The following is a 21,707-nucleotide window of genomic DNA, read 5'->3' as shown; positions in this document are numbered from 1 at the left end:
CGGTCGGTTGCGTTTGTCGTTCTTCGAAAAAGTTCACCGCCTTGGTTCTGGTGAAATGCGTTGGCCGTCAACGGAATAGGTGCCGGTGGGTGAGTGGCTGTTTAATTAAAGATCAATTCGACTCGGTTCTCTGAAGCCTGTATTTCGCCAAATGCGGGCAAAAACAGATCGTGGTCTTATGCAGCCAACCTTTCAAAGAATGTTGGAAAACTGAACCACTCTGCAGTGTATTTTCTTGTGTGTCGGCTAAATTACTCTGATTGACCAGTCCGGCGTGACTGAAACGCGACGCGCCATCCGAATAGGGTACCCTGAGATCATTCAGGTCGAAGTTCGTTTTGAGAATTTATTCACAAATGGCTTGGTTCCAAAATCTGAGTGACAAAAGGCAAGCATTCGAACCTCACGTTCAAGTTTAGAATGCCAAGGGAAGCGGCTGCACCGTGTCTCAAGTCGTCGATCATCCTTTGATCAGTCTCGAAAAAAATGCAGTACCACGGTCCGCGTCAAACCCGGAACTTTCGGTGCAATAACTGACGCTGTGATGGCACTTGAATGCCAATGGCCTTCATTCGTTGAACCCGAGGTTCAAGCCATCGACGAAGGCGTGAAATAGCTGAGATTGAGTGCTGATCCCAAGCTTTGCATACGCATTTCGACGATGTGATTTCACGGTCGGCATCGCTATGTTCAGTGTCTTGCTGATCGAAAGACTTGAATGGCCTTTCAGGATCATCTGGACAACTTCAGCCTCTCGCGCGGTCAGAACGTCACGGCCAAAAGACTCCGGTGAAGGTGATGGACGACCCGACGCTTGCGTCTGCTCTCTGGACAGCCGTAGAAACGCCAGCCGGATCAATGGCAGGACGGATCGCAAAACTTCCAGATCCTGCTGAGGGATACCGTCAGGCGTGGCTTTGCGGGCCAGGCTTACCTCACCCATGATCCCCTGGGGCATGTCGACCAGGACTGAAACTTCCTGCAGACCGAAGGGCCAGCCGGGCGTCCTGAATTTGATCTCTTCGCTCTCATCCGCGATGACATCCGACGTTGTCGCGACCCAGTTATCCGGTGCTAGATCGGCCATCCGGTATACCCCTGCGGCGATACCTGCCCGGATCGCATTGTGCACCGGGTTGAGCAGGTAGGTTCTGGAGACATACAGCTGAACCGCGGCCTTGGACGCTGGATTTGGGTAGCTATCCGCCAGATAAACCGGAGGCCCTGAGGGTCGGTTGAGCACTGCAAATGCCGCCTCGCACGGAAATAGGTATTCGACGGCCCGGATCAGGGCATCGCTTTTTGCCTGCCCGTCGATCACTTCAGAAATGGATTGGCTGAACTCCTTTAACTGCAAATCCGGCCTTCTTCCTACCGTTGTCTCATCCCTTGGGACGATGGTTTTACCATAATGTTACTGATACCGAACTCCGCAAAGGAGTATCAATATGCCGAACCCGCCGATTGTCCTCGATAATACAACGGTTTCAGAACACCTGGGCAAGCTGGATGTGGTCCAAGCGATGCGCACGCTGTTTACCGATCTTGGTGAAGCCCGTGCGGTACAACCACCGCAGACCGTGACCGAGTTTCCGGGGGGCGGCGATTTCATAACCTATCTCGGTGCGCTCGAGGGGGCCGGTGTGTTCGGGGCGAAGTTGTCGCCTTACCTGCCGCGCGCCAATGGACCCATCATCACCGCCTGGACTGTTCTGATGTCCATCGAAGATGGTCAGCCATTGGCGTTGATCGACGCAGGCGTGCTGACCACCGAACGCACGGCCGCCACGACCGCATTGGCGGTGGATGAGCTGGCACCGACGGGCCGCCCGCTGACGCTGGCCATCATCGGAACAGGTCAGGTCGCACAGGCGCATATGCGCCATGTGGCCGGTCTGCGCGACTGGGCAGAGGTGCGCATCTACTCGCCGGGTTTGGGTGAAAACGCAGATACTCAGGCGACATGGAAAATGCTGTGCCCTGACGCCAAGCTGGCCACGAGTTCCAGGCAGGCTATTGCGCAGGCCGATGTTGTCATGCTGTGCACGTCATCGGGTACACCCGTCATTTCCACTGATGATTTGGCGGTCGATGCGCTGGTGACTTCGATCAGCACCAATGTTGCCCGCGCGCATGAAGTTGATCCGACCTTTTTGGCATCCGCGCAGGTCTATTGCGACTACCGGGAAACAACCCCTGATGCGGCAGGCGAGATGCTGATTGCGGTGGAACGACACAACTGGAGCAAGACCGCGATCCTTGGCGATCTTGCGGAACTCTGTACGGGCAGGTGCCCGCGGCCAAAGGCAGGGGCTCCAGCCTTTTTCCGCTCTGTCGGGTTGGGGCTGGAGGACATCGCCGTGGCAAAAGCCGTTTTTGACCAGACTTCAGCCTGAGGAGAGCGCACATGTTCATCGAACCGTTCAAAGTCGAAATCTGGATGAATGAGTGGGAAACCCGCTGTACCTACAATCTTGCCGAAACCTGCGTGGCCAGCATCACGATCGATCAGCTGTTGCAACTGTCCGGACTTAATCAAAACGACTTGTCCGAACTGCTGCCAATGAAAATGACCTACGGTGCGATCGAAGGGTCAATCCGCTTGCGTCAGGCTATTTCAAATCTCTATGACGATCGCAACGTCGAAGATATCACCATTACCCACGGCACGATTGCGGCCAATATGCTGGTGCATAAGGCAGTGGTTTCGCGCGGGGACCGGGTGGTTTCGATTGTGCCGACCTATCAGCAACACTATTCGATCCCCGCCAGTATCGGAGCCGATGTTCAGATTCTGCCACTGCGCGCGGAAGACGCCTTCCTGCCTGATCTGGACCGGTTGCGTGAACTGGTAACACCGGAAACCAGACTGATTGCCCTGACAAACCCCAACAATCCGACGGGTGCGCTGATCGAACGGCCGATGCTGCAGGGCATCGCCGAGATTGCCCGTTCTGTCGGCGCATATGTCCTTTGTGACGAAGTCTATCGCGGCACCGGGCAGGAGGGCGACGGCATGTCGCCTTCAATTGTGGACATCTACGAAAAGGGGATCAGCACGGCGAGTACATCGAAAGCGTTTTCGCTGGCCGGGTTGCGCGTCGGTTGGGTGGTGGCCCCGAAAGAGGTGACCGAGCAGATCCTGATCCACCGTGATTTCGATACGATCTCGGTCGGTATGATCAACGATCACCTTGCTGCTATCGCATTGGAGAACCAGCATAAGGTTCTGGCCCGCAGTCACCGGATCACGCGGGGGAATCTTGCTGTGCTGGACGCATGGATTGCCACGCAGCCGCGCGTTGATTGGGTCAAACCCCGCGCCGGGACAACCGCGATGTTGAAGCTCGACATACCGATCAGCTCACGCGAATTCTGTGTCGAATTGGTGCAGACAACCGGAGTGATGCTGACCCCGGGCGACGCCTTTGACATGGAAGGTTATGTTCGTATCGGTTTTGCCAATGACCCCGATGTGCTGCGGGAGGGTTTGGAAAAACTGTCAGAGTATCTTATAAGCCGCTTTGGTCGCGCCGATGGTGGTTTCGTCGCAGACGTTTCGGAAGAATAAAGCCGGGCTTGGTGGTGCTGGTTTGACTATTGTTGTCCGGATGCAGCCTTTCGCTTGATTGGCAACACACTGGGTCAAAACGCCGATCAGAAACGGCAGGCCGCTATTGCGGATTATTCCGAGTAGCGCATCTCCATCTCGTCGTAATGCGCTTTCTGAACTGCGTTCTGACGGATTTCGAAACTTGCGACGGGTCCGCTTTCGTCCATGCGGCCGTTGGCCTGAAGCATCGACAGCGCGTCGTTCATGCCCTTCAGCGCGCCCTGCAAAGCGACATTGGCATATAGGACCAGGCCAAAACCCATTTCGTCCAGATCAGAGAATTCGATGATTGGAGTTTTGCCGCCAACAACCAGATTGATCAGCTGTGGCGTGCCTGTAAGCCGCTTGGGAATGCTGCGAATATCGTCAAGGCTGCGCGGTGCCTCGATAAAGGTGATGTCCGCCCCGTCTTCGATAAAGGCTTCCGCGCGTTCAATGGCGGCGTCGAACCCTTGGGTCGCACAGGCATCGGTGCGTGCGACAATAAGGAAGTTTGGGTCGTGCCGGGCGTCTGCTGCGGCCTTGATACGGTTGCGCGCCTCTGTCAGATCGACCACATCCTTGCCGGAGAAGTGACCGCAGCGTTTGGGATTAACCTGATCCTCAAGTTGAATGGCGCTGGCGCCGGCGCGTTCCAGCGTGCGCACGGTATGGTGGACGTTCAGGGCATTGCCGAAGCCCGTATCCGCATCAACCACAATGGGCAGTTCGGTGCTGTTGCGGATGGCCGATGTGTGCTGGGCGATCTCGGGCAGCGAGATAAAGCCCAGATCGGGCATGCCCAGATAGGTGTTGGTCAGCCCCGCGCCCGAGATATAGACGGCCTCAAACCCCAACTGGTCGATCACGCGTGCCGCAAGAGCATTGGCTGCGCCGGGCATCAGAACGGCTTTGCCCGTGTTCAGGCGTTCACGGAATGCTTTGTTGATCTCATGGTTCATCATCGGCGCGCTCTCCGGTTCAATGGTCTGCCTGCCTGCCTAGCGAAGCCTGCGGTACGAGGCAAGTTGCTGTGAGTTGCGTTCTGTCAAGTGAAACAGTGCCGTCAGCGTGTGGTCAGACTGCGCGCAAGACTCTCCAGCAGCGGGACCGTATTTGCCCGCGCCTCGGCATCGAATCTGTTGGCCAGACCGGACACTGTCAGGGCGCCGATGAGATCGCCGTTTGCATCAAAAACAGGGGTCGCGACAGAGGAGATGTTGGGATTTGTCTGACCGACCGAACTGACCGTGCCTTTCTTGTTGAACTTGGCCAGGTCACCGACATCCTCGCCCGAGAAATGCCTCAAGACCAGCCCGGAGGCCCCGGTGGACAATTGCAGGCGCATACCTTCCTCAACATGGAATCGCAGCAGGTTAGGGGAATTTTCCCTGTATAAACAGATACGTTCATTGCCCGAGCGGACATAGAACGAGGCGGTTTCCCCCGTTGCTTCAGCCAGGATTTTTAGCGATGGCGCGACGTGTTCGCGCTTGGTGAAATCGCGCCGGAATATCAACCCCAGCCGCCAGACGCTGGGGCCGACACTGAACATACCGTCACTATCGCGCTGGATGAAGCCATAGATCATCATCGAGTTGGTCAGCCGTAGGATCGTGCTTTTGTGCAGGCCTGTCTCTTCGGCCAACTCTGCAAGAGACATGATTGGGCGCTGTGTCGAAAAGGCGCTGAGGATGGACATGGCACGTTCGACGGATTCGGTTCTGTTCGCGGGCATAGCATTCTGCCAGGTGAAACGGGGTTAGATCGATCTTGCTGATATCCAGCCGCAATGTCTAGCTTGTCGGCAAATCAGGAGGCAACCGTGACAATCGCAACCTACAAACCGATCGCCAACACATCTTTTCGGGCCGTGGACTATTGCGGCCTATTGGGCCCCGAATTTCGAAAGCTTCCATACTCTCTAAGGGTTCTGGCGGAAAATGCTGCGCGTCATTCCGAAGGAGGCGCTGCGGCGCTGGATGTGCTCCGGCGCTCTGGCGAGGCTGTGCCGTTCCGTCCTGCACGGCTGTTGTTGCACGACATGCTGGGAATTCCGGCGCTAATCGACATCATGGCCATGCGCAACCGGCTGGAGGAGGTGGGCGGAAATCCGGACATGGTTGATATGAGCCTGCAGGTCGACCTGGTGATCGACCATTCCATGTCGATCAACCATTGGGCGGACAAGTTTGCGCTGGCCAAGAACATGGACCGAGAGTTTGAAGTCAACCGCGAGCGTTTTGCTTTTCTTAAAGCCTGTGAAGCACGGTTCCCCCGACTGCGGGTCATTCCGCCGGGGGGTGGGATTTGCCATCAGGTCAATCTGGAATATCTCGGTCAGACTGTTTTGCCATCCAACGAGACCCCCGATGTTCTGATCCCGGACTCCAGCCTTGGCACTGACAGCCACACGCCGATGATCAACGCGTTGGGGATCATGGGCTGGGGCATTGGAGGGCTTGAGGCCGAAGCGCTGCTGTTCGGTGAGACCACCCCGGTCAATGTGCCCCGCGTCATCGGGCTTGAGGTAACGGGCAACCCGTCCGACGATGTCACCGCCACTGACATTGCGCTGGTCATCGCCGAGAAACTGCGCGCCATCGGCGTGGTCGATACCTTTGTTGAGCTGTTTGGCACCGGTTATTCCGCGCTAAGCGTCGCCGACCGCGCCACCATAGCAAACATGGCGCCGGAATATGGTTCCACTATGGTGTTCTGCCCGGTTGACGAGCGCACAATCGGGTATCTGCGCCAGACCGGCCGCGGTGATAGTGCCACACTGGCCGAGAGCTACTGCAAGGCGCAAAACCTGTGGGTCGATGGCACGGATGCGGCCATTGAATACGAGCAGGTGGTTGAATTGAACCTTGATCAGGTTGGCCGTTCCGTTTCGGGCCCGTCCCGGCCGGAACAGCGGATTGACCTGTCCGCCGCCGCTGAGCGTCTGACTTTTGAGGGCGAAACGGACCGTCGGGTTCCGGTCCCGAATGCCGATCACGACATCGGTGACGGTGATGTGATCATCGCTGCGATCACCAGCTGCACCAACACCGCCAACCCGCGCAACATGGTTCTAGCCGGGCTGGTGGCCCGAAACGCCGTGGCGCGCGGCCTGACCGTCAAGCCACATGTTAAAACTTCGCTGGCTCCGGGTTCGCGGGTGGTGGCCAAATACCTGGCCGAAAGCGGCCTGCAGGCGCCGTTGGACGCCCTCGGGTTCGAAGTTGCGGCGTTTTCCTGTTCGACCTGCAACGGCATGTCGGGACCGCTGCATCCAGATCACGAAGCGGCGATCAAGGACAATGATGTCAAAGGGATCGCGGTCCTTTCCGGGAACAGGAACTTTGCCGGGCGCATTCACCCGCTGGCTTCGCGCAACATGATTGCCTCGCCGCCGCTGGTCGTGGCCTATGCGCTGATGGGTACGATCCATAAGGACATTACGACCGAGCCCCTGGGGGTGGACCGGGACGGCAAGCCGGTGATGCTGAATGATCTGTGGCCCTCGGCGGATGAGGTGACGCGGATTGTCGAGACTTATGTCACACCTGACGAGTTTCGCGACAACTACGCTGCAATTGGAGATGTGAATGACCAGTGGAACGCGATGGAGGTTGGCACCGGAACATATGAATGGGTGCCTTCGACCTATGTCTCATTTCCACCCTTTGTGAAAGGCATTCGCCCCGAGAACGCCGGAATCGAACCGCTGCGCGGCCTGCGTCCGCTGGCCATTCTGGGCGACAGTGTCACGACCGACCATATATCGCCGTCTGGTATCATCACGACCGATTCTGAGGCCGGACAGTTCCTTCAGGCAAAGGGTGTCACCCAACGCGACTTCAACTCGTTCGGGACCCGCCGGGGATGTTCGGATGTGGTTATCCGTTCGACCTTTGCAAATTACCGTCTGCGCAACGAGATGACCCCTGACAAAGAAGGCTCGTGGACCCGGATCGAGCCTGAAGGTGAGGTTACATCGGTCTTCAAGGCGATTGAGACCTATCTGGACCGGGATCAGAAACTGGTGGTGATCGGCGGCAAAGAATATGGCTGCGGTTCTTCCCGGGACACGGCGGCAAAGGCCCCCTGGCTTGCCGGAATACGCGCCGTGATCTGTGAGAGCTTTGAGCGGATCCACCGCTCGAATCTTGTAAACATGGGGATTGCGCCGCTGTGTTTCCCGGAGGGTGTGAACCGCAGGACGCTGCAACTTGATGGATCCGAGACTTTTGACATCGACTTCAGCGATGATCTGACCGACGCCAAACTGACCATCCACAGAAAGGATGGTCGCACGGATACCACGCCGCTGGATCTGCGTCTGTACAATGAAGGTGAGCGCGCAACTTTTGCCGAGGGCGGTCTGCTGCCGCGTGCGTTCCGCGGATTTCTGGCGGGGGCGGCGTGATGGCGGAACGTTTACGGGCCGCGTTTTATCGCGGCGGTACATCCAAGGCTGTAGTGTTCAACGGTGCAGATCTGCCCAGGGACCGGGCCGCGCGCGATCGCATATTTCTGCATGTCCTGGGAAGCCCCGACCCCAACGGGCGCCAGCTGAACGGGATGGGCGGCGGGTTGTCGTCCTTGTCCAAGGTGGTCATCGTCGAGCCTTCGGATCGTGACGATGCGGACGTGGATTATACATTCGTGCAGATCGCCGTGGACGAACCGGTCGCCGATTACGGCTCGGCCTGCGGAAACATGTCCTCCTGCGTCGGCCCTTTCGCGGTTGAGGAAGGCATGGTGCAGGTTGCAGCGGATCAAAGTGAGGTGCTGGTCCGCATATTCAGCACCAATACCAATGGCGTTTATCACGCGCGCTTTCCGGTGCGGGACGGTCAGCCCGTCGAACAGGGCACGCTTGAAATTCCCGGTGTGGCGGGAACCGGGGCGAAAGTGACGATAGATTTCCTTGCACCCGGTGGGGCCGGAACCGGCAAGCTGCTGCCGACGGGCAATGCGCTGGATACGCTTCAGATCCGTGGGGTCGGAGCGCTGGAGGTCTCACTGATCGACGCGGCCAATCCGGTAGTGTTTGTCCGCGCTGCTGATCTGCACAAAACCGCCACCGAACGCCCTCAGGATCTGGATGGTGATCCGGACTTTATGGCTCTGGTCGAAGAAATTCGCGTTGCTGGTGCTGTTGCAATGGGAATGGCTCCGTCGCGCAAGGACGTAAAACGCTCCAGCCCGAAAGTGGCGATGCTCGGTGCGCCCGCTGAGTTCACGGCGCTGGATGGCAGCCTGCACAAAAAGGACAGCCATGACATCAATGTTCGGCTCGTGTCGATGGGCAACTTTCATCGCGCGATTACTCTGACGGGGGCCATGTGCACCGCCGTTGCAGCCCAGATACCGGGCAGTCTGGTGCAAAGAATCGCGCAACCTGAGGGTCAGGAATTACGCATTGGAAACCCATCGGGTGACTTGCCAACCATCGCGGATGTCCGGCCAGGTCCGTCGGGACCCGAGGCAATATCGGCCGGTACTTTCCGCACACAGAGGCGAATTATGGAAGGGGCCGTCCTTTACCCACCCGAATTGATGGAGGAAGCGCATTGACCAGTTTCCAGACCAGCCGACCTACGACGGATCTGAGTGATGCCCATCCGGACAAGGTTCGCCCTGTACTGCAACGGTTCAACGATTACGGTGCAAAACGCAGCTTTTCGGGGCGTATTCATACTGCGGTGACGGCGGAAGATACCCGTCTGATTCAAGAGAAACTCTTTACTTTACAGGGAAATGGCGGTGTCATCGTAGTTGATGGCGGTGGGTCACTCCGAACAGCTATGTTGGGGGACATGATGGCGGAGAGGTTGATCGCCAACGGGTGGGCCGGGATCGTCATCAATGGTGCTGTCCGCGACAGCAAGCGTCTGGCGCAGCTCGACCTTGGCATCAAAGCGCTGGGCGTAACTCCGGTTCGGTCCGCCAAGACAGGGATCGGCGCAATAGACGTTCCGGTTGCCTTTGGCAGCGTGCTCTTCGAGCCCGGAAGTTACATCTACTGCGATGAGGACGGTATCCTGATTGCGAAGGAACCACTTTAAACAAAACAAGGAAATGTCAGCCAATGGGAGGAAATCATGGCAAAATTCAATCTAACCCGCAGGACATTTGCGGCTGCCGCCGTGGCGGCGGTTTCACTTGGCGCGCCGACACTGACGCACGCGGAACAAGTCGTTGAAAGTATCCACTTTCTGATCCCCGGCGGTGCCGGCGGCGGCTGGGATGGTACCGCGCGTGGTACTGGCGAGGCACTGACGGAATCGGGGCTGGTCGGATCGGCCAGCTACGAGAACATGTCAGGCGGCGGCGGTGGCAAAGCCATCGGTTATCTGATCGAAAACGCCGACAGCAACCACGGCACGCTTATGGTCAACTCGACCCCAATCGTGATTCGGTCGTTAACGGGCATCTTCCCGCAGAACTTCCGCGACCTGACCCTTGTGGCCGGGACCATCGGGGATTACGCGGCGCTTGTGGTCGCGGCAGATGGCCCGGTTCAGGACCTGAACGGGTTGATCGAAGCCTTCAACGCCGACCCGAACGGCGTTGCCGTGGGTGGCGGTTCTGTGCCTGGCGGTATGGATCATCTGGTCGCCGCCATGGTTTTTCAGGCGGCTGGTGCTGACCCAGTGGCCATGAAATACGTCCCCTATGACGGCGGCGGTGCGACCATGGCCGGATTGCTGTCGGGTGAGGTACAGGCCGTTTCGACGGGCTTCTCGGAAGCGGTGGAGTTGGCCAAGGCCGGTGAGGTGCGCATAATCGGCGTGACCTCTGACGAGCGTGTGGACGCTTATCCCGATGCTCCGACCATGAAAGAGCAGGGCAATGACACCACGTTCGTCAACTGGCGCGGGTTCTTTGCCGCACCCGGACTGCCGGAAGACAAGCTGGCGATGTATCAGGATGCGTTGACCAAAATGTACGACACGCCGGAATGGGTGGCAGTCCGCGATCGTAACGGTTGGGTCGATATCCACAACAACGGTGATGATTTCCGTACGTTCCTCGAACAACAGGAACAGGAAATCGGTGACCTGATGAAGAAGCTGGGCTTCCTCTGACGCGGCCTGTGACATCCCGAAAAACGGGTGCCCGGCTGTGTGCCGGACACCTCAAACAAGAAAGGGGAGGGGATGGAAATGGCACTGGATCGCTGGATTGCACTTGTCATTCTTCTGATCTGTCTGGCCTATGGCTATGCCGCCTATTTCACCATGGACGACCTGTTGCCGCCAATCATGCGGCGCAGCCCGATCTGGCCGTCGAGCTTTCCCAAAGTGTTGGCCATAGGTGCTATTCTGATGTCGGTGTCCATTATTCTGGGGTTGGAAAAAGCACCTGAGAAACAAGATGCGGCGGACATCAATCTGGCGAAGCTGCATGAATACAAGTTGGGTCAGGCGTTGCTGCTGGTGGCCTTGATGGTCGGTTATGCGCTGCTGCTGCGTCCGCTTGGATTTCTGGTCTCGACCTTCCTCTTTCTCACGGTGGGAAGCTTCATTCTCGGCGAGCGCCGGTACGTGCTGATGGTCATTGTCAGTGCCATTGCCGCGGGGGTGGTCTGGTATCTGGTGGAGGAGATACTTGGCATCTTCCTCAGCCCGTTTCCCGGATTTCTGAACGCGATGGCAAACGGAGGCTGACATGCTTGAAGGACTCATGATGGGCCTCGCGACGGCCTTTACGTTCACAAACATTCTGATGGTGATCGGCGGTTGTCTGATCGGTACCTTCATTGGCATGCTGCCGGGTCTGGGGCCGATGTCGATCATTGCGATCATGATCCCGATCGCGATTACCATCGGCGACCCGTCGGCCGCACTGATCCTGCTGGCTGGCGTCTACTACGGTGCTGTCTTCGGAGGATCGACATCATCGATCCTGATCAACGCGCCAGGGGTGGCCTCGACAGTTGCAACCAGTTTCGATGGCTACCCGCTGGCCCGTTCAGGGCAGGCAGGCAAGGCGCTGACCGTGGCCGCAATCTCGTCCTTTGCCGGGGGCACGATCGGGGCGGTGCTGCTGATGGTCTTTGCGCCGGCTCTGGCCTCGGTGGCACTGCTGTTTCATTCCTCGGAGTATTTCGCGCTGATGGTCGTCGGTCTTTCGGCCATTGCCGCCTTTGCCGGAACGGGGCAGGTCAGCAAAGCGCTGTTGATGACCTTCCTGGGTCTGATCATGGCGACAGTGGGCGAAGGTGTGCTGTTCAACGCGCCGCGCTTCACCATGGGCATCATGGACCTGCAGTCGGGCTTTGGTTTCATCACGCTGGCCATGGCAATGTTTGCTTTGCCGGAAGCGATCTACCTTGTTCTAGACCCCAACCGGTCGAAAACCGGGGATGGCGATAGTGGTGAAATCACGAACCTGAGAATTGACCGCAGCGAGGCGAGAAAGATAGCCCCGGTCATCGGGCGCCAGTCCATTCAAGGGTTCTTCATCGGCGTTCTCCCGGGGGCGGGGGCGACGATTGCCTCTTTCCTTGGCTATGCGGTGGAACGCAACATCGCGCCGAAGGAAGAACAGGAGCGCTTTGGCAAAGGCGAGATCAAAGGTATCGCCGCGCCGGAAAGCGCAAACAACGCCGCCTGTACCGGGTCGTTTGTGCCGCTTCTGACGCTGGGCATTCCCGGGTCGGGTACCACAGCGATCCTTCTTGGAGCACTGATCGCGCTGAATGTCAGCCCCGGACCGCGCCTGATGATCGACGAGCCGCAGATTTTCTGGGCCGTCATCATTTCGATGTATCTTGGAAATCTGGTGCTGCTGATCCTGAACCTGCCACTGATCCCTTATATCGCCAAGGTACTGGCCGTTCCGCGCAACTTCCTGATCCCGTTCATTTTGTTCTTCACGCTCATGGGGGCGTATATCGGGCAGAACAATGCGACCGAATTGCTGATCCTGGTCGGCTTTGGAGTTTGCGCGACGATCCTGCGCTTTGCCGATTATCCTCTGGCACCTCTGTTGATCGGGTTCATTCTTGGACCCTTGCTTGAGAACAACTTTTCGCGCGCGATGCAGCTTTACGATGGCATGAGCTTTATCTGGCAACGACCGATGACTTTGGGTCTTCTGGTTCTGGCCGTGCTGCTGGTGTTGCTGCCAAGCTTCCGCCGCCGGCGCGCGCGCGCGCGGGCCGAAGGGGTCGCGGATGGTGACTGATTTTCAAGTGTTTGTTTGGCCTGCGGGCCAAACAATCCGTCGTTGCTAGTTTGGATCACCGGCAGTGGACGACCGCATCTGGGTGGTTTGATTGAAGCGTTGCCGCGCCCGTGCGATCAGGACCAGGCCCGTGTCAGCATCTCGACTGTAGTATTGCCACTGCGTCATCAAAGGTTTGCGGGCTTTCCTCGGCCCGCGCGGCCAGGTGGGCGCCTTCCAGCAAGGCCAATGCGGCGCGCGCTTCCGCCCCTGGTTCACCAACGCCCGAGATCGACCCATCTGCCTTGCCCAAAGTAAAGACCCCTTCGATCCACAAAACCATCATGCTGCGGAATTCGCGAATTTTATCAGTGACTTCATGTGAAAGGCTTTCCCGGCTGCTGATCAACGAGACACACAGGCACAGGGTTTTCCCACCGTTCAGTGCTGCCCGATAGAGCGCGATCAAAGCGCTTATCCGCTCGCCCGCCGTGTCATACAACCGCTCAATCTCGGCGCAGCGGCCGGACATGTCGCTGTGGTAGCGGACCATCAACGAAATCGTCAGCGCGTCTTTGGTAGGGAAATGGTAATGGATCGAGGCTTTGCGGATGCCGACCTCTTTGGCAAGGTCAGCGTAGCTGAACCCGTCAAACCCTTTGCTGCGGGCGGCACGCTCGGCAGAATTCAGCAGAGCCGTCTTTGTATCTGTTTCCATGGCGTCTAAACCCTTTCCCTAAGCACCAAAGCCGCTGCCGTTTCTGCCGCTTCCAGCGCGCCTTCAAGATATCCCCCGAATTGCGCGGCTGTTTCCGTGCCGCTGAAAATGATCCGATCCCTCCAGACGCCCCGCATGGCTTGCGGCAATCCGTATCGCGGATGCGTGTATAGAGGTTGCAAGTCCAGGTCGGTAGAGGTGAAGAGGTCGAATGCCCAATCTTTGATGTAAAGCGCATTTGGATTTGCCGCCGTTGAGCCAAACAGGCGCACCAGTTGTGCAAGAACCTGCTGGCGCAACGTGTGTTCATCCGCGCGCATGTGTGGTGGAACGCCAATAAAGCCAAACAGCGCATAAGTACGGCCTTCGGCGGGCGAAGCGTCGTGTATTTCCACCATCGGCCCGCGCCTGCTCATGGCGTCGCCCGATAGTCCCGCCTCGCGCCAAAAGGGCGTGTGGTACACGGCAATCGCCTTTGCCTGTCCAGCCATCCAGGTCGCGACCTCGCGCATGGCGGAGCGAGTTTGCTCGGGTAAAGGTGGATTAAAGGTCAGCTCAACCGCGACGCGCGGGGGCAACGCAAGCACCGCACGCTGTGCGCTGATCTGCTGACCCGATTGTGTTGTGGCCAGCACTCCGTTTTCGGTTTGCGTCAGCGCGGTGATCCGGGTGGACAGGTGGATCATTCCGGCAGGCACTCGGGCTGCCAGTGCATCGATCAAGGCGGCAAGGCCGCCTTTCAGGCGAAATGACCCTTCCATCGATGAAAATACCCGGCCGCGCTCGACACGGCCATGCTCATCCTCGAAACTCAGCGCGCCGGTGCTGAATTGTTCGAACCGGTCCAATCCAAGCTGGTCGATCAGCGCGGCAATCCGGGGCTGACCCGGCCAGAACCAGGACGGGCCCAGGTCAAAATAACCGTCGCCCCGCGTTTCGGTCAGGATGCGCCCGCCAAGACGGGCGCGAGCCTCGGCCACCAGAACGTCCTGCCCCTGATCCATCAGTTGTGCCGCCAGGCTGAGACCCGAGAGCCCCGCACCGATGACAAGCGTATCCGTGCGCATGCCTCAGAACGCCTCACTCAAGGGGCGCAGGTCCAGCTCATGGGTCCAGGTCGAACGCGGCTGCTGCGCCAGTTGCCAATAGGCCTGCGCGATGTCTTCAGGTTTCATCATCTTGGCCGGATCCAGCCTGTGGCGATCACGCGACCGGGCTGTATCAATGATGCCGTCCAGAAGGACATGCGCGACGTGAACACCCGCCGGCTGGTATTCGCATGCCAGCGATTGTGTCAGCCCGCGCAGGGCAAACTTGGCCGAGGTGAAGGCCGAAAAACGTGCCCCGCCGCGCAGCGAGGCGGTTGCCCCCGATACGATCAGGGCACCGCCGCCGCCAAGGACCATCGGCTGCATCACCGATTGCGCCAGCACGACCAGGGTTTGCACCATCGAGGTCCATGTGCGCTGAAAGTCATCCAGCGTCGTTTCTGCGAAAGGCGCGACTACAAGCTCTGCGGTGTTGTGCACGACAACCTTTGGAGGCCCGTGTTCCGCGATCAGGTCTGCAATGATTGGTGCGGTCAGGTCCGGTTCGGACAGATCGACCTCGTGAAATGCGCCGACTTGGTTTTCCGGACGGCTACGGCCAAGACCAACCGCCTTCATGCCTTCAGCCTGAAAACGCGACACCAGGGATTGGCCAAGGCCAGCTCCCGCTCCGGCGACAAGCGCCAAGGGTTTTTGTTGGGTCATCGGTTATACCGCTGGTGGCCGGGCAAACGGCAGATGACCGGTCTTCATCCAGATTTTGGCGCCACTAGGCCCTGCAACGGCTGACAGGCTTTGACCTTCGGGCAGGCGCAGCCAGTCGTTCCTGACCAGTTCATCCCCGCTTTCTGTGACCGAGCCGTCGATGATCAGAACCTCGATGCCTCCTGTGGCATCCGAGGTCAGCGTCGCGCCCGCATCCAGATGGCTATAGGTGACAACCTCGCGCTCGTCTTTGTGCAGGACCGCCGTGGCGACGCCGTTTTCCGGCGCGGCCAGCTCATCCGCCATTGTCTTGCGGAACTGGTTGCGGTCCTCCATGTCGAATTGCCAGAGTTTGACAAAGATGGTGCACCCGGGCTCCGACCCCGGCGTATGTTGCGTGGTCGGGGGGTTGCGAACGTAGGTGCCTTCGGGAAAGTCGCCGTGTTCGTCCTGAAACACGCCATCAAGAACGATGAACTCCTCGCCCCCTGTATGAGTGTGGGCGGAAAAATGACTGCCCGGCGCATAGCGCACGATTGTGGTGGCGCGTGCCACCTCGTCTCCGATCCGGTCCAGCATCCGGCGCTCTACACCCTTCATGGGCGAGGCTTGCCACGCAAGCTGGTCGGAGTGAACTACAACGCGATCTGAGAAGTCCGAGTTTATTTCCATTGGTCCGATTCCTTCTGCGATGTGTGATGCCAACGACCCGGGGATCAACCCGCTACAGGTGGGCGGTTCGAAAGCTTGGCGCGCCAAGATTGCAGGCTTTTCAAGCGCTCGGGAATGTCCACCATTGCAAAATCGGCTAAGGCTTCATTGATAAATTCGGTGACCGCATGGCAGTGCGAGATGTATGTGCCACCCGCCAGTTCCGGGCAGGGTACCACGGCCTCGGGGTTCCTGGCCTTGAACGCCTTCGTGCAATGCTCGCCGCCCATCATATCCACGGGGACGAATTCAGCCCTGTCCTTGGCCCCATTTTCAGCAAGCGCGATACGGGCACAGGCAGGGTTTGGGAAAACTTCAACGTCATAGAATTTCATGAGGCCTGTCCCTTTGGGTGGATTAATCAACAAATAACTACCTATCAGTAGGTAGAGAAAAGTCAAGACACGCCCTCACACAGGCAGCTGTTACCTAGGAGACAGAGCAGGCTTCGAGATTAAACAAAGGGCGACCCATCGGCCGCCCTTGAGATTGAACTGTTGCGCATCAAAGCTTGATACGGAACGCTGCGAAGCCGTCGGCACCGTCGCCAGCGTCTTCAATGCTTACACCTTTGACATCGTTCATATAATCACGAGCCTTGGGCCCGGTTTCGAACAGGACGGTGGTCCCCTCAAGCGGGGCAAACGACCAGTTGGCGTCTGCCTTGGGGTCGATTGTTCCCTGCTCGACGATATAGCGAACGATCACATCGCGGTTTGTATCAGGAGCCTCGAAAATAACCGTGTCCCCCAAGGCGCCCGGGAAGGATCCACCGCCCGAGGCTCGGTAGTTGTTGGTGGCGATGATGAACTCAATGTCGTCTGTCACGGGCTCGCCGTTGAACTGAAGGTTCACAATCCGCGCAGCGTCGGGATTGACCTCTTCCCCCTTCGGACCAAAGCGTGAGGGTTGAGACAGGTCGATCTGATAGGTCACGCCGTCCATGACGTCGAAGTTGTAGGACGGGAAGCTTGGGTCCAGCAGGATCGCGTCCTTGGAACCGGGCTCGATCTGATTGAACATGCCTGCCGACCGTTCCAGCCAACCGCGCACCTGCGCCCCGTTGACCCGCACGGCCCGCACGGTGTTGGGGTACAGATACAGGTCTGCCACGTTCTTGATTGCGACATCACCAACCGGGACATCGGTGTAGTAATCTGGTCCACCCCGACCCCCGGCCTTGAAAGGTGCCGCTGCCGACAGGATCGGCAGCCCTTCGTGCTCGGTCCCCCTCAACATCTGATCAATATACCATTTCTGCGCGATCGAGACGATCTGGACCGAAGGGTCATCCGCCACAAGCGCAAAATAACTGTGCAGCGGAGCTGAGGTTTTGCCCACCGCGCGGCGGACATAGGCCAGCGTCTCTTCATGTTCTACGGCAACCGAATCCAGCACTTTCTGATCGTCACCGACAAGAGCCGTAATCGAGCGGTCTTCGTTCCGCTTCGAGATCGGGCGCGCTTCGGAGGTTGTGGTGACGACACGCCATTCGGATCCGTCGCGTTCCAGCAGCAGGTCCAAAATACCCAGATGCGAACCCCAGAATCCGCCCATCACGGCTGGTTTCCCCATCAGCGTGCCTTTCTCGACATCGATACCGGGGCGATCCGCAAAGGTTGGTGACGGGAAGACCAGGTGATTGTGCCCGGTCACAAGGGCGTCGATCCCGTCAACCCCTGCAAGTGCGACCGAGGCGTTTTCCATACCGTCAATATGGTCGGCTTCGCCAATCCCCGAATGCGATAGGGCGATAATCAGATCGCAGCCCTGTTCCTGCATTTCTGGGACATAGGCTTTGGCGGTTTCAACGATGTCGCGCGTCTCGACATTGCCATCCAGATGCTTGCGGTCCCAGTTCATGATCTGCGGCGGGGTAAAGCCGATGACGCCGATCTTGATCGGGTGTTTGGTGCCGTCGCCCATCTCAATCTCGCGGTCGAGGATGGTATAGGGCTGAACCAACGTCTTGTCCCCGAGCGGGCCGGCACCCTTTTCCTTAACCACGTTGGCCAGAACAACCGGGAATTCCGCGCCTGCAAGTGCTTTCTCCAAAAAGCTCAGGCCGTAGTTGAATTCGTGGTTGCCTAAGGTGGCCGCGTCATAGCCGACGGTGTTGAACGCCGTGATGATCGGATGGCTGTCGCCCTCGTTCATTCCGCGTTCATAGGCGATGTAGTCGCCCATGGGGTTGCCTTGGAGAAAATCGCCGTTGTCGACCAGGAGGGAGTTCGTGGCTTCTGACCGGATCTGATTGATGATCGAAGCGGTGCGCGACAGACCCACCGTGTCGCGAGGCTTATCAGCATAGTAGTCATATGGGAACACGTGGACGTGAATATCCGTGGTTTCCATAATCCGCAGGTGCGCCTGATTTCCGCTTGCTGCTGCCGAGTAGGGATGCAGCACGACAAGCGCTGCGCCAGCCGTGGTCGTGGCAAGAAACTGACGGCGAGAAAGGGCCGTTGTGTTTTTCATAGTCATGGGACACCTGTTGGGTTCGTGTTTCGAAGGTCTTCTGCAAGGTATTGGCTACAGTCTTGTGACAGCGGCCCGGGTCAGTCGAAAATAGTCAGAGCTAAAGGCTGGAAACCTCCAGACAGCTTAATGCAAAAAATTGCGCTTGTGTGATGTAGAATCGACTGCCACCGATCCGTGCTCAACTTTTTCTCTTCGGCAATCTGACCTGGACCCAGAAACTCCGATGCGAACGCACCATGCGACGTGTTGCCTGTTGATTTTCGTTGAGAGGGAGAAATGGCAAGTCAGCCGTGAGAACCATCCGTCCGTTTCCCGAGCGAAGTCGCGCCTAAGGTTTCAAAGACGGGCGCGGTAACAGAACTGGAATCGCCCCAATGGTTGGGCTTCTGGAGCGCATTTCTGTGTGCTACGACGATCTCGAAACTCGGTGCATGCCGTCAAATTTCCCTGAGACAGAAAACCAGTTTCTGCTGAAAAAATTCCAACTCTTCAGTTCTGGATCGAGGAACCTTCGAATTCGACCAGATACCCTCGCGCGGTCGAGACATGCCGGGCATCATCCCATTTGATCCCGGGCTGGTCTGAAAACTGGCAAAATCTTCCGAAATGCTCGTTTCCGTCATAGTTGTCGGGCTGGTGCCAGAACCAGTTTGTAAAGGCAACGGGTTCTGGGTAACTCAGTTGGGACTTTGCCTTTCGCGGCTGATTGCACTGCACCCAGGCACTAGGCGACAGTCTTGATTGCTGCACTTCTGCAAAAGCGGAGGGAGCGCATGTTGACGGTCAGAGCTTTGAAACAGTTCCGCTGCATCAAGAGTTATAGCGGCGGTTCCTCTGCAAGGATGCTGACACGGGCGGAGCCACCGTTGTTTGCATAGAAACCGTCAAAGGGCCAGATGATCGCGTCGTTCACGTACAGAAACAGCGGTCCGCTTCTCTCTGCCCGGATACGCGCCGTCATCGCCTTGGGTGCATCAATCGGATCGCAATTGCGTCCGTCTTCGGCGGCCATGTCGTCAAAGCATGAAATGAACGCCGTGGTTTTGTCTGTATAGTCGAACAGCGGCAAAATCGATTGGCCCTTCGCCCCGATTTGCGCGACCGGCTGGAACCAGTTTGCGCTCGAACGTCGTATCAGGCTGCCCAGTACATACACCCGTTTGTTGGTCTGGAACCCGGTCATCGGAACGCGTGCGCCTCTGTCGGTGAATGGATCTGTTTCCTCCAGCCTGATCCAGTATGTTTGCCCTTCGACAAGATTGACACCAGTCGGCCAGCAGACAGATTGGGGAGAGAACTCATCTTGCAGAACAAAAGTGCTTCCCGGTTCGATCACGTGTCCGGGGCCAGTGTCTGGGCACAGACTGCCGCTGACGGTGGTGAACATTAGGCTAATAACATGCACAAGCTTGAACACGCCGAGCAAGATCAAAACAGCCAAGACGACCTGCACCAGCTTGGGGCCCAGAAATGCATAAGCCGCATTCAGTGTTCGGCTGGATTGCAGCAAATTGCCCGTTCGAACCAGAAACCGGTCTGCCGGTTTTTGCAGATTGGTTTTGCGATCCAAGGTCCAGGCCTGCCGGGCGGTATCCTTTATCCGGTCCCGAAGCGCCGCGCCGGACAGAAACAGCGCCACAATTGCCAAGATGAGCGGTATCGAAAGCACTGGATGCTTCCACAGGGACTGTATCCAGGGCTGAACGATGCCGGGTGCGACGGACGATATGGAGTCGGGTAGCACGACGCCATCTGACCCGACCGGCGGTCGGCCAGGCTGCAACATGGCCCGGACGGGCTCGCCCGCCCATGGCAGGACCAATGCGAACAAAAGCAGACTGATGAACGAGATATTCGCGATCCTGCGCCACAAGACCAGTGCCTTGACCTGCTCGGCAACTTCCGCGTTGTGGTGCAGTGAAACCTGTTGTGGTTGATCGTGCGGCTGGAAATCGTCGTTCATCATCACTGGCGCATAGCCATCGCGGCCAGTCAGGATCTTTTGGACGACCGAGCTGTGCACGACAGGCTTGCCACCAAATGCCTCACCACTTTCAACGGGTCGGGGTGTGTAGCGGTAGGCCGATTTCAATCCGCTGCGTGAATCGTGAATCAACGCGTTTTTCGAGCGCCGGCTGTCAAGTTCGTGGACCTTTTCGTCAATGAAGATCAGGCCATCCTTTCTGGCTTCCTCAATCATCCAGATCAGCGGCTCAAGCGAAGCTTCATCGTCGGGATATCCGCCACCTATGTCGGCGTGGACACCGGCAAACCAAACCTCCTTGATCCTTGGCCCGTCCTTCTGATTGCCTGAGCCCTTGAGATCGAGTTGTGGAGTCTGATCAAATCGCAGCGGGTGATAGGTGCGTCTCTCATCATCCAGAGACAGGGCGTGGCAGACATGTTCTACGACCGGGCTGCAGACGCGGTTGCGAAAACTGATGGGCCATATCCAGAAATCGAACACCGCGCGCAGCTCTTCCAGCGGCACTCCATAAGCTTCGACCGTATCAAACAGGCCCAGGAACCTGATTTTGATCTGACCGGCGCAACGTTCTGGTTGCCTGGTTTGCAGAATCTCTGTCACCTGGACATGTTTCTTCTGTCTGCTGATGGTCCGTTTTGCCCACACACAAGCATCCCGGATGAAGCGCCCGATCGAGACGGTCGGGCTCATGCGAACTTTTCCTGTGCGAGGATCGCGAAATGGCGCGGTCTGCCGTCTGTAGGCACGCCACGCGCCTTTCGAGTTTCGATGCATTTCCGCGACGGAAGCGGTGGTCCCGTCGACTTCCCGGGGCATCAACCCTTGGGAGCTGATAAGTCCAGCCAGCGTACGCACAGTAAAGGCTCCACGGCTGAAGCCGAACATCCAGATTTCGTCACCGGGTTCCCAGTTCCAGCACAGGAATCGATACAGCTTTTGCACGTTTCCCGGCACGCCCAGCCCCGTGGCACCGTCAAACAAGCGCACCAGTCCAATCGATGACGTTCCGACACCCGGCATATAGCGCGCCAGTTGCGGGCTGGACTTCAGGGGACTAAGCCCGCGTTTGTCGATGGCTTCATAAAGCCGCCAGATGTTCGATGCCTGACCACCGAATGCGTTGCCTGTACCGTCAGCGAACACAATGAGCCGCTTGTTCGGTCGTGTGCGCGGTTTGCGCCCTTCAGGAAGGCCCGCTGCCGTCTTTGTGTCTTTATGGTCATCCATAACGCACCTTCGGACTAATCAATTCCCTCGCGCACCGGTGGCCAGGAGGAGGCAGTAGGCTCATCGGTGAAA

At 57.9% G+C, this 21,707-nt stretch carries 19 protein-coding genes; 8 read left to right on the top strand and 11 right to left on the bottom strand.

What is annotated here, in order from left to right:
- Nucleotides 1-568 precede the first annotated feature (568 nt).
- Complete coding sequence (locus ACR0JW_RS06570) at nt 569-1,357, bottom strand: helix-turn-helix transcriptional regulator (RefSeq protein WP_480713717.1); 789 nt, start codon at nt 1,355-1,357, stop codon at nt 569-571.
- Nucleotides 1,358-1,448: 91 nt separating this feature from the next.
- Between ACR0JW_RS06570 and ACR0JW_RS06565 the strand changes: the two genes are divergently transcribed.
- The gene (locus ACR0JW_RS06565; protein ID WP_170679165.1) at nt 1,449-2,396 is read left to right on the top strand and encodes an ornithine cyclodeaminase family protein; all 948 of its coding nucleotides are present in this window, start codon (nt 1,449-1,451) and stop codon (nt 2,394-2,396) included.
- Nucleotides 2,397-2,407: 11 nt separating this feature from the next.
- On the top strand, nt 2,408-3,571 hold the full coding sequence (locus ACR0JW_RS06560) for an aminotransferase (protein ID WP_170679163.1): 1,164 nt from the start codon (nt 2,408-2,410) through the stop codon (nt 3,569-3,571).
- Nucleotides 3,572-3,684: 113 nt separating this feature from the next.
- On the opposite strand, the gene ACR0JW_RS06555 is transcribed toward ACR0JW_RS06560, so the two are convergent.
- On the bottom strand, nt 3,685-4,557 hold the full coding sequence (locus tag ACR0JW_RS06555; protein ID WP_170679161.1) for an isocitrate lyase/phosphoenolpyruvate mutase family protein: 873 nt from the start codon (nt 4,555-4,557) through the stop codon (nt 3,685-3,687).
- 101 nt (nt 4,558-4,658) lie between these two features.
- Nucleotides 4,659-5,330: an IclR family transcriptional regulator gene (locus ACR0JW_RS06550; RefSeq protein WP_480713716.1), complete on the bottom strand. Its 672-nt coding sequence runs from the start codon at nt 5,328-5,330 to the stop codon at nt 4,659-4,661.
- An 87-nt stretch (nt 5,331-5,417) separates the two neighbouring features.
- Between ACR0JW_RS06550 and acnA the strand changes: the two genes are divergently transcribed.
- From acnA to ACR0JW_RS06520, 6 genes are all read left to right on the top strand, one after another.
- Nucleotides 5,418-8,006, top strand: coding sequence for an aconitate hydratase AcnA (gene acnA, locus ACR0JW_RS06545; protein ID WP_480713715.1), 2,589 nt, complete (start codon nt 5,418-5,420; stop codon nt 8,004-8,006).
- The gene (locus tag ACR0JW_RS06540; protein ID WP_170679155.1) at nt 8,006-9,160 is read left to right on the top strand and encodes a PrpF domain-containing protein; all 1,155 of its coding nucleotides are present in this window, start codon (nt 8,006-8,008) and stop codon (nt 9,158-9,160) included. Before acnA ends, ACR0JW_RS06540 begins: the two co-directional genes overlap by 1 nt.
- The gene (rraA, locus tag ACR0JW_RS06535; protein ID WP_170679153.1) at nt 9,157-9,651 is read left to right on the top strand and encodes a ribonuclease E activity regulator RraA; all 495 of its coding nucleotides are present in this window, start codon (nt 9,157-9,159) and stop codon (nt 9,649-9,651) included. Before ACR0JW_RS06540 ends, rraA begins: the two co-directional genes overlap by 4 nt.
- Before the next feature lie 36 nt (nt 9,652-9,687).
- Nucleotides 9,688-10,674, top strand: a complete 987-nt coding sequence (locus tag ACR0JW_RS06530; protein WP_170679151.1) for a tripartite tricarboxylate transporter substrate-binding protein — start codon at nt 9,688-9,690, stop codon at nt 10,672-10,674.
- Between the two features lie 78 nt (nt 10,675-10,752).
- Entirely contained in the window at nt 10,753-11,256 is a 504-nt protein-coding gene (locus ACR0JW_RS06525) for a tripartite tricarboxylate transporter TctB family protein (RefSeq protein ID WP_170679149.1), read from the top strand.
- Between the two features lies 1 nt (nt 11,257).
- Nucleotides 11,258-12,778, top strand: a complete 1,521-nt coding sequence (locus ACR0JW_RS06520) for a tripartite tricarboxylate transporter permease (RefSeq protein ID WP_170679147.1) — start codon at nt 11,258-11,260, stop codon at nt 12,776-12,778.
- Between the two features lie 133 nt (nt 12,779-12,911).
- Here the strand turns inward: ACR0JW_RS06520 and ACR0JW_RS06515 are convergent, their stop codons facing one another.
- The 8 genes from ACR0JW_RS06515 to ACR0JW_RS06480 all read right to left on the bottom strand — a co-directional run bounded on the left by ACR0JW_RS06515 (nt 12,912) and on the right by ACR0JW_RS06480 (nt 21,635).
- Nucleotides 12,912-13,475: a TetR/AcrR family transcriptional regulator gene (locus ACR0JW_RS06515; RefSeq protein ID WP_170679145.1), complete on the bottom strand. Its 564-nt coding sequence runs from the start codon at nt 13,473-13,475 to the stop codon at nt 12,912-12,914.
- Between the two features lie 5 nt (nt 13,476-13,480).
- The gene (locus tag ACR0JW_RS06510) at nt 13,481-14,542 is read right to left on the bottom strand and encodes a flavin monoamine oxidase family protein (RefSeq protein ID WP_480713714.1); all 1,062 of its coding nucleotides are present in this window, start codon (nt 14,540-14,542) and stop codon (nt 13,481-13,483) included.
- A 3-nt stretch (nt 14,543-14,545) separates the two neighbouring features.
- Nucleotides 14,546-15,229 (bottom strand): SDR family NAD(P)-dependent oxidoreductase, encoded by a 684-nt coding sequence (locus ACR0JW_RS06505; RefSeq protein ID WP_170679141.1) that lies wholly within the window; start codon nt 15,227-15,229, stop codon nt 14,546-14,548.
- Between the two features lie 3 nt (nt 15,230-15,232).
- Nucleotides 15,233-15,901 carry a cupin domain-containing protein gene (locus tag ACR0JW_RS06500; protein WP_170679139.1) on the bottom strand — a complete coding sequence of 223 codons (669 nt, stop codon included), beginning with the start codon at nt 15,899-15,901 and terminating at the stop codon, nt 15,233-15,235.
- A gap of 44 nt (nt 15,902-15,945) precedes the next feature.
- The gene (locus tag ACR0JW_RS06495; RefSeq protein ID WP_170679137.1) at nt 15,946-16,275 is read right to left on the bottom strand and encodes a thioredoxin domain-containing protein; all 330 of its coding nucleotides are present in this window, start codon (nt 16,273-16,275) and stop codon (nt 15,946-15,948) included.
- Between the two features lie 169 nt (nt 16,276-16,444).
- Nucleotides 16,445-18,424, bottom strand: a complete 1,980-nt coding sequence (locus ACR0JW_RS06490; RefSeq protein WP_170679135.1) for a bifunctional 2',3'-cyclic-nucleotide 2'-phosphodiesterase/3'-nucleotidase — start codon at nt 18,422-18,424, stop codon at nt 16,445-16,447.
- A gap of 486 nt (nt 18,425-18,910) precedes the next feature.
- Nucleotides 18,911-19,171 carry a hypothetical protein gene (locus ACR0JW_RS06485; protein WP_170679133.1) on the bottom strand — a complete coding sequence of 87 codons (261 nt, stop codon included), beginning with the start codon at nt 19,169-19,171 and terminating at the stop codon, nt 18,911-18,913.
- A 67-nt stretch (nt 19,172-19,238) separates the two neighbouring features.
- Nucleotides 19,239-21,635, bottom strand: a complete 2,397-nt coding sequence (locus ACR0JW_RS06480; RefSeq protein WP_480713713.1) for a DUF2235 domain-containing protein — start codon at nt 21,633-21,635, stop codon at nt 19,239-19,241.
- Nucleotides 21,636-21,707 lie beyond the last annotated feature (72 nt).

This window comes from Ruegeria sp. BG6 (assembly GCF_056538465.1).
Note: the sequence above shows the minus strand (reverse complement) of the source record. Positions and strands in the feature narration are given on the sequence as shown.

Coding starts and splice junctions, on each gene's coding strand:
- ACR0JW_RS06565 (WP_170679165.1), top strand. CDS start 1,449: ATGCCGAACCCGCCGATTGTCCTCGATAATACAACGGTTTCAGAACAC.
- ACR0JW_RS06560 (WP_170679163.1), top strand. CDS start 2,408: ATGTTCATCGAACCGTTCAAAGTCGAAATCTGGATGAATGAGTGGGAA.
- ACR0JW_RS06555 (WP_170679161.1), bottom strand. CDS start 4,557: ATGATGAACCATGAGATCAACAAAGCATTCCGTGAACGCCTGAACACG.
- ACR0JW_RS06550 (WP_480713716.1), bottom strand. CDS start 5,330: ATGCCCGCGAACAGAACCGAATCCGTCGAACGTGCCATGTCCATCCTC.
- ACR0JW_RS06540 (WP_170679155.1), top strand. CDS start 8,006: ATGGCGGAACGTTTACGGGCCGCGTTTTATCGCGGCGGTACATCCAAG.
- ACR0JW_RS06530 (WP_170679151.1), top strand. CDS start 9,688: ATGGCAAAATTCAATCTAACCCGCAGGACATTTGCGGCTGCCGCCGTG.
- ACR0JW_RS06525 (WP_170679149.1), top strand. CDS start 10,753: ATGGCACTGGATCGCTGGATTGCACTTGTCATTCTTCTGATCTGTCTG.
- ACR0JW_RS06520 (WP_170679147.1), top strand. CDS start 11,258: ATGCTTGAAGGACTCATGATGGGCCTCGCGACGGCCTTTACGTTCACA.
- ACR0JW_RS06515 (WP_170679145.1), bottom strand. CDS start 13,475: ATGGAAACAGATACAAAGACGGCTCTGCTGAATTCTGCCGAGCGTGCC.
- ACR0JW_RS06510 (WP_480713714.1), bottom strand. CDS start 14,542: ATGCGCACGGATACGCTTGTCATCGGTGCGGGGCTCTCGGGTCTCAGC.
- ACR0JW_RS06505 (WP_170679141.1), bottom strand. CDS start 15,229: ATGACCCAACAAAAACCCTTGGCGCTTGTCGCCGGAGCGGGAGCTGGC.
- ACR0JW_RS06500 (WP_170679139.1), bottom strand. CDS start 15,901: ATGGAAATAAACTCGGACTTCTCAGATCGCGTTGTAGTTCACTCCGAC.
- ACR0JW_RS06495 (WP_170679137.1), bottom strand. CDS start 16,275: ATGAAATTCTATGACGTTGAAGTTTTCCCAAACCCTGCCTGTGCCCGT.
- ACR0JW_RS06490 (WP_170679135.1), bottom strand. CDS start 18,424: ATGACTATGAAAAACACAACGGCCCTTTCTCGCCGTCAGTTTCTTGCC.
- ACR0JW_RS06480 (WP_480713713.1), bottom strand. CDS start 21,635: ATGGATGACCATAAAGACACAAAGACGGCAGCGGGCCTTCCTGAAGGG.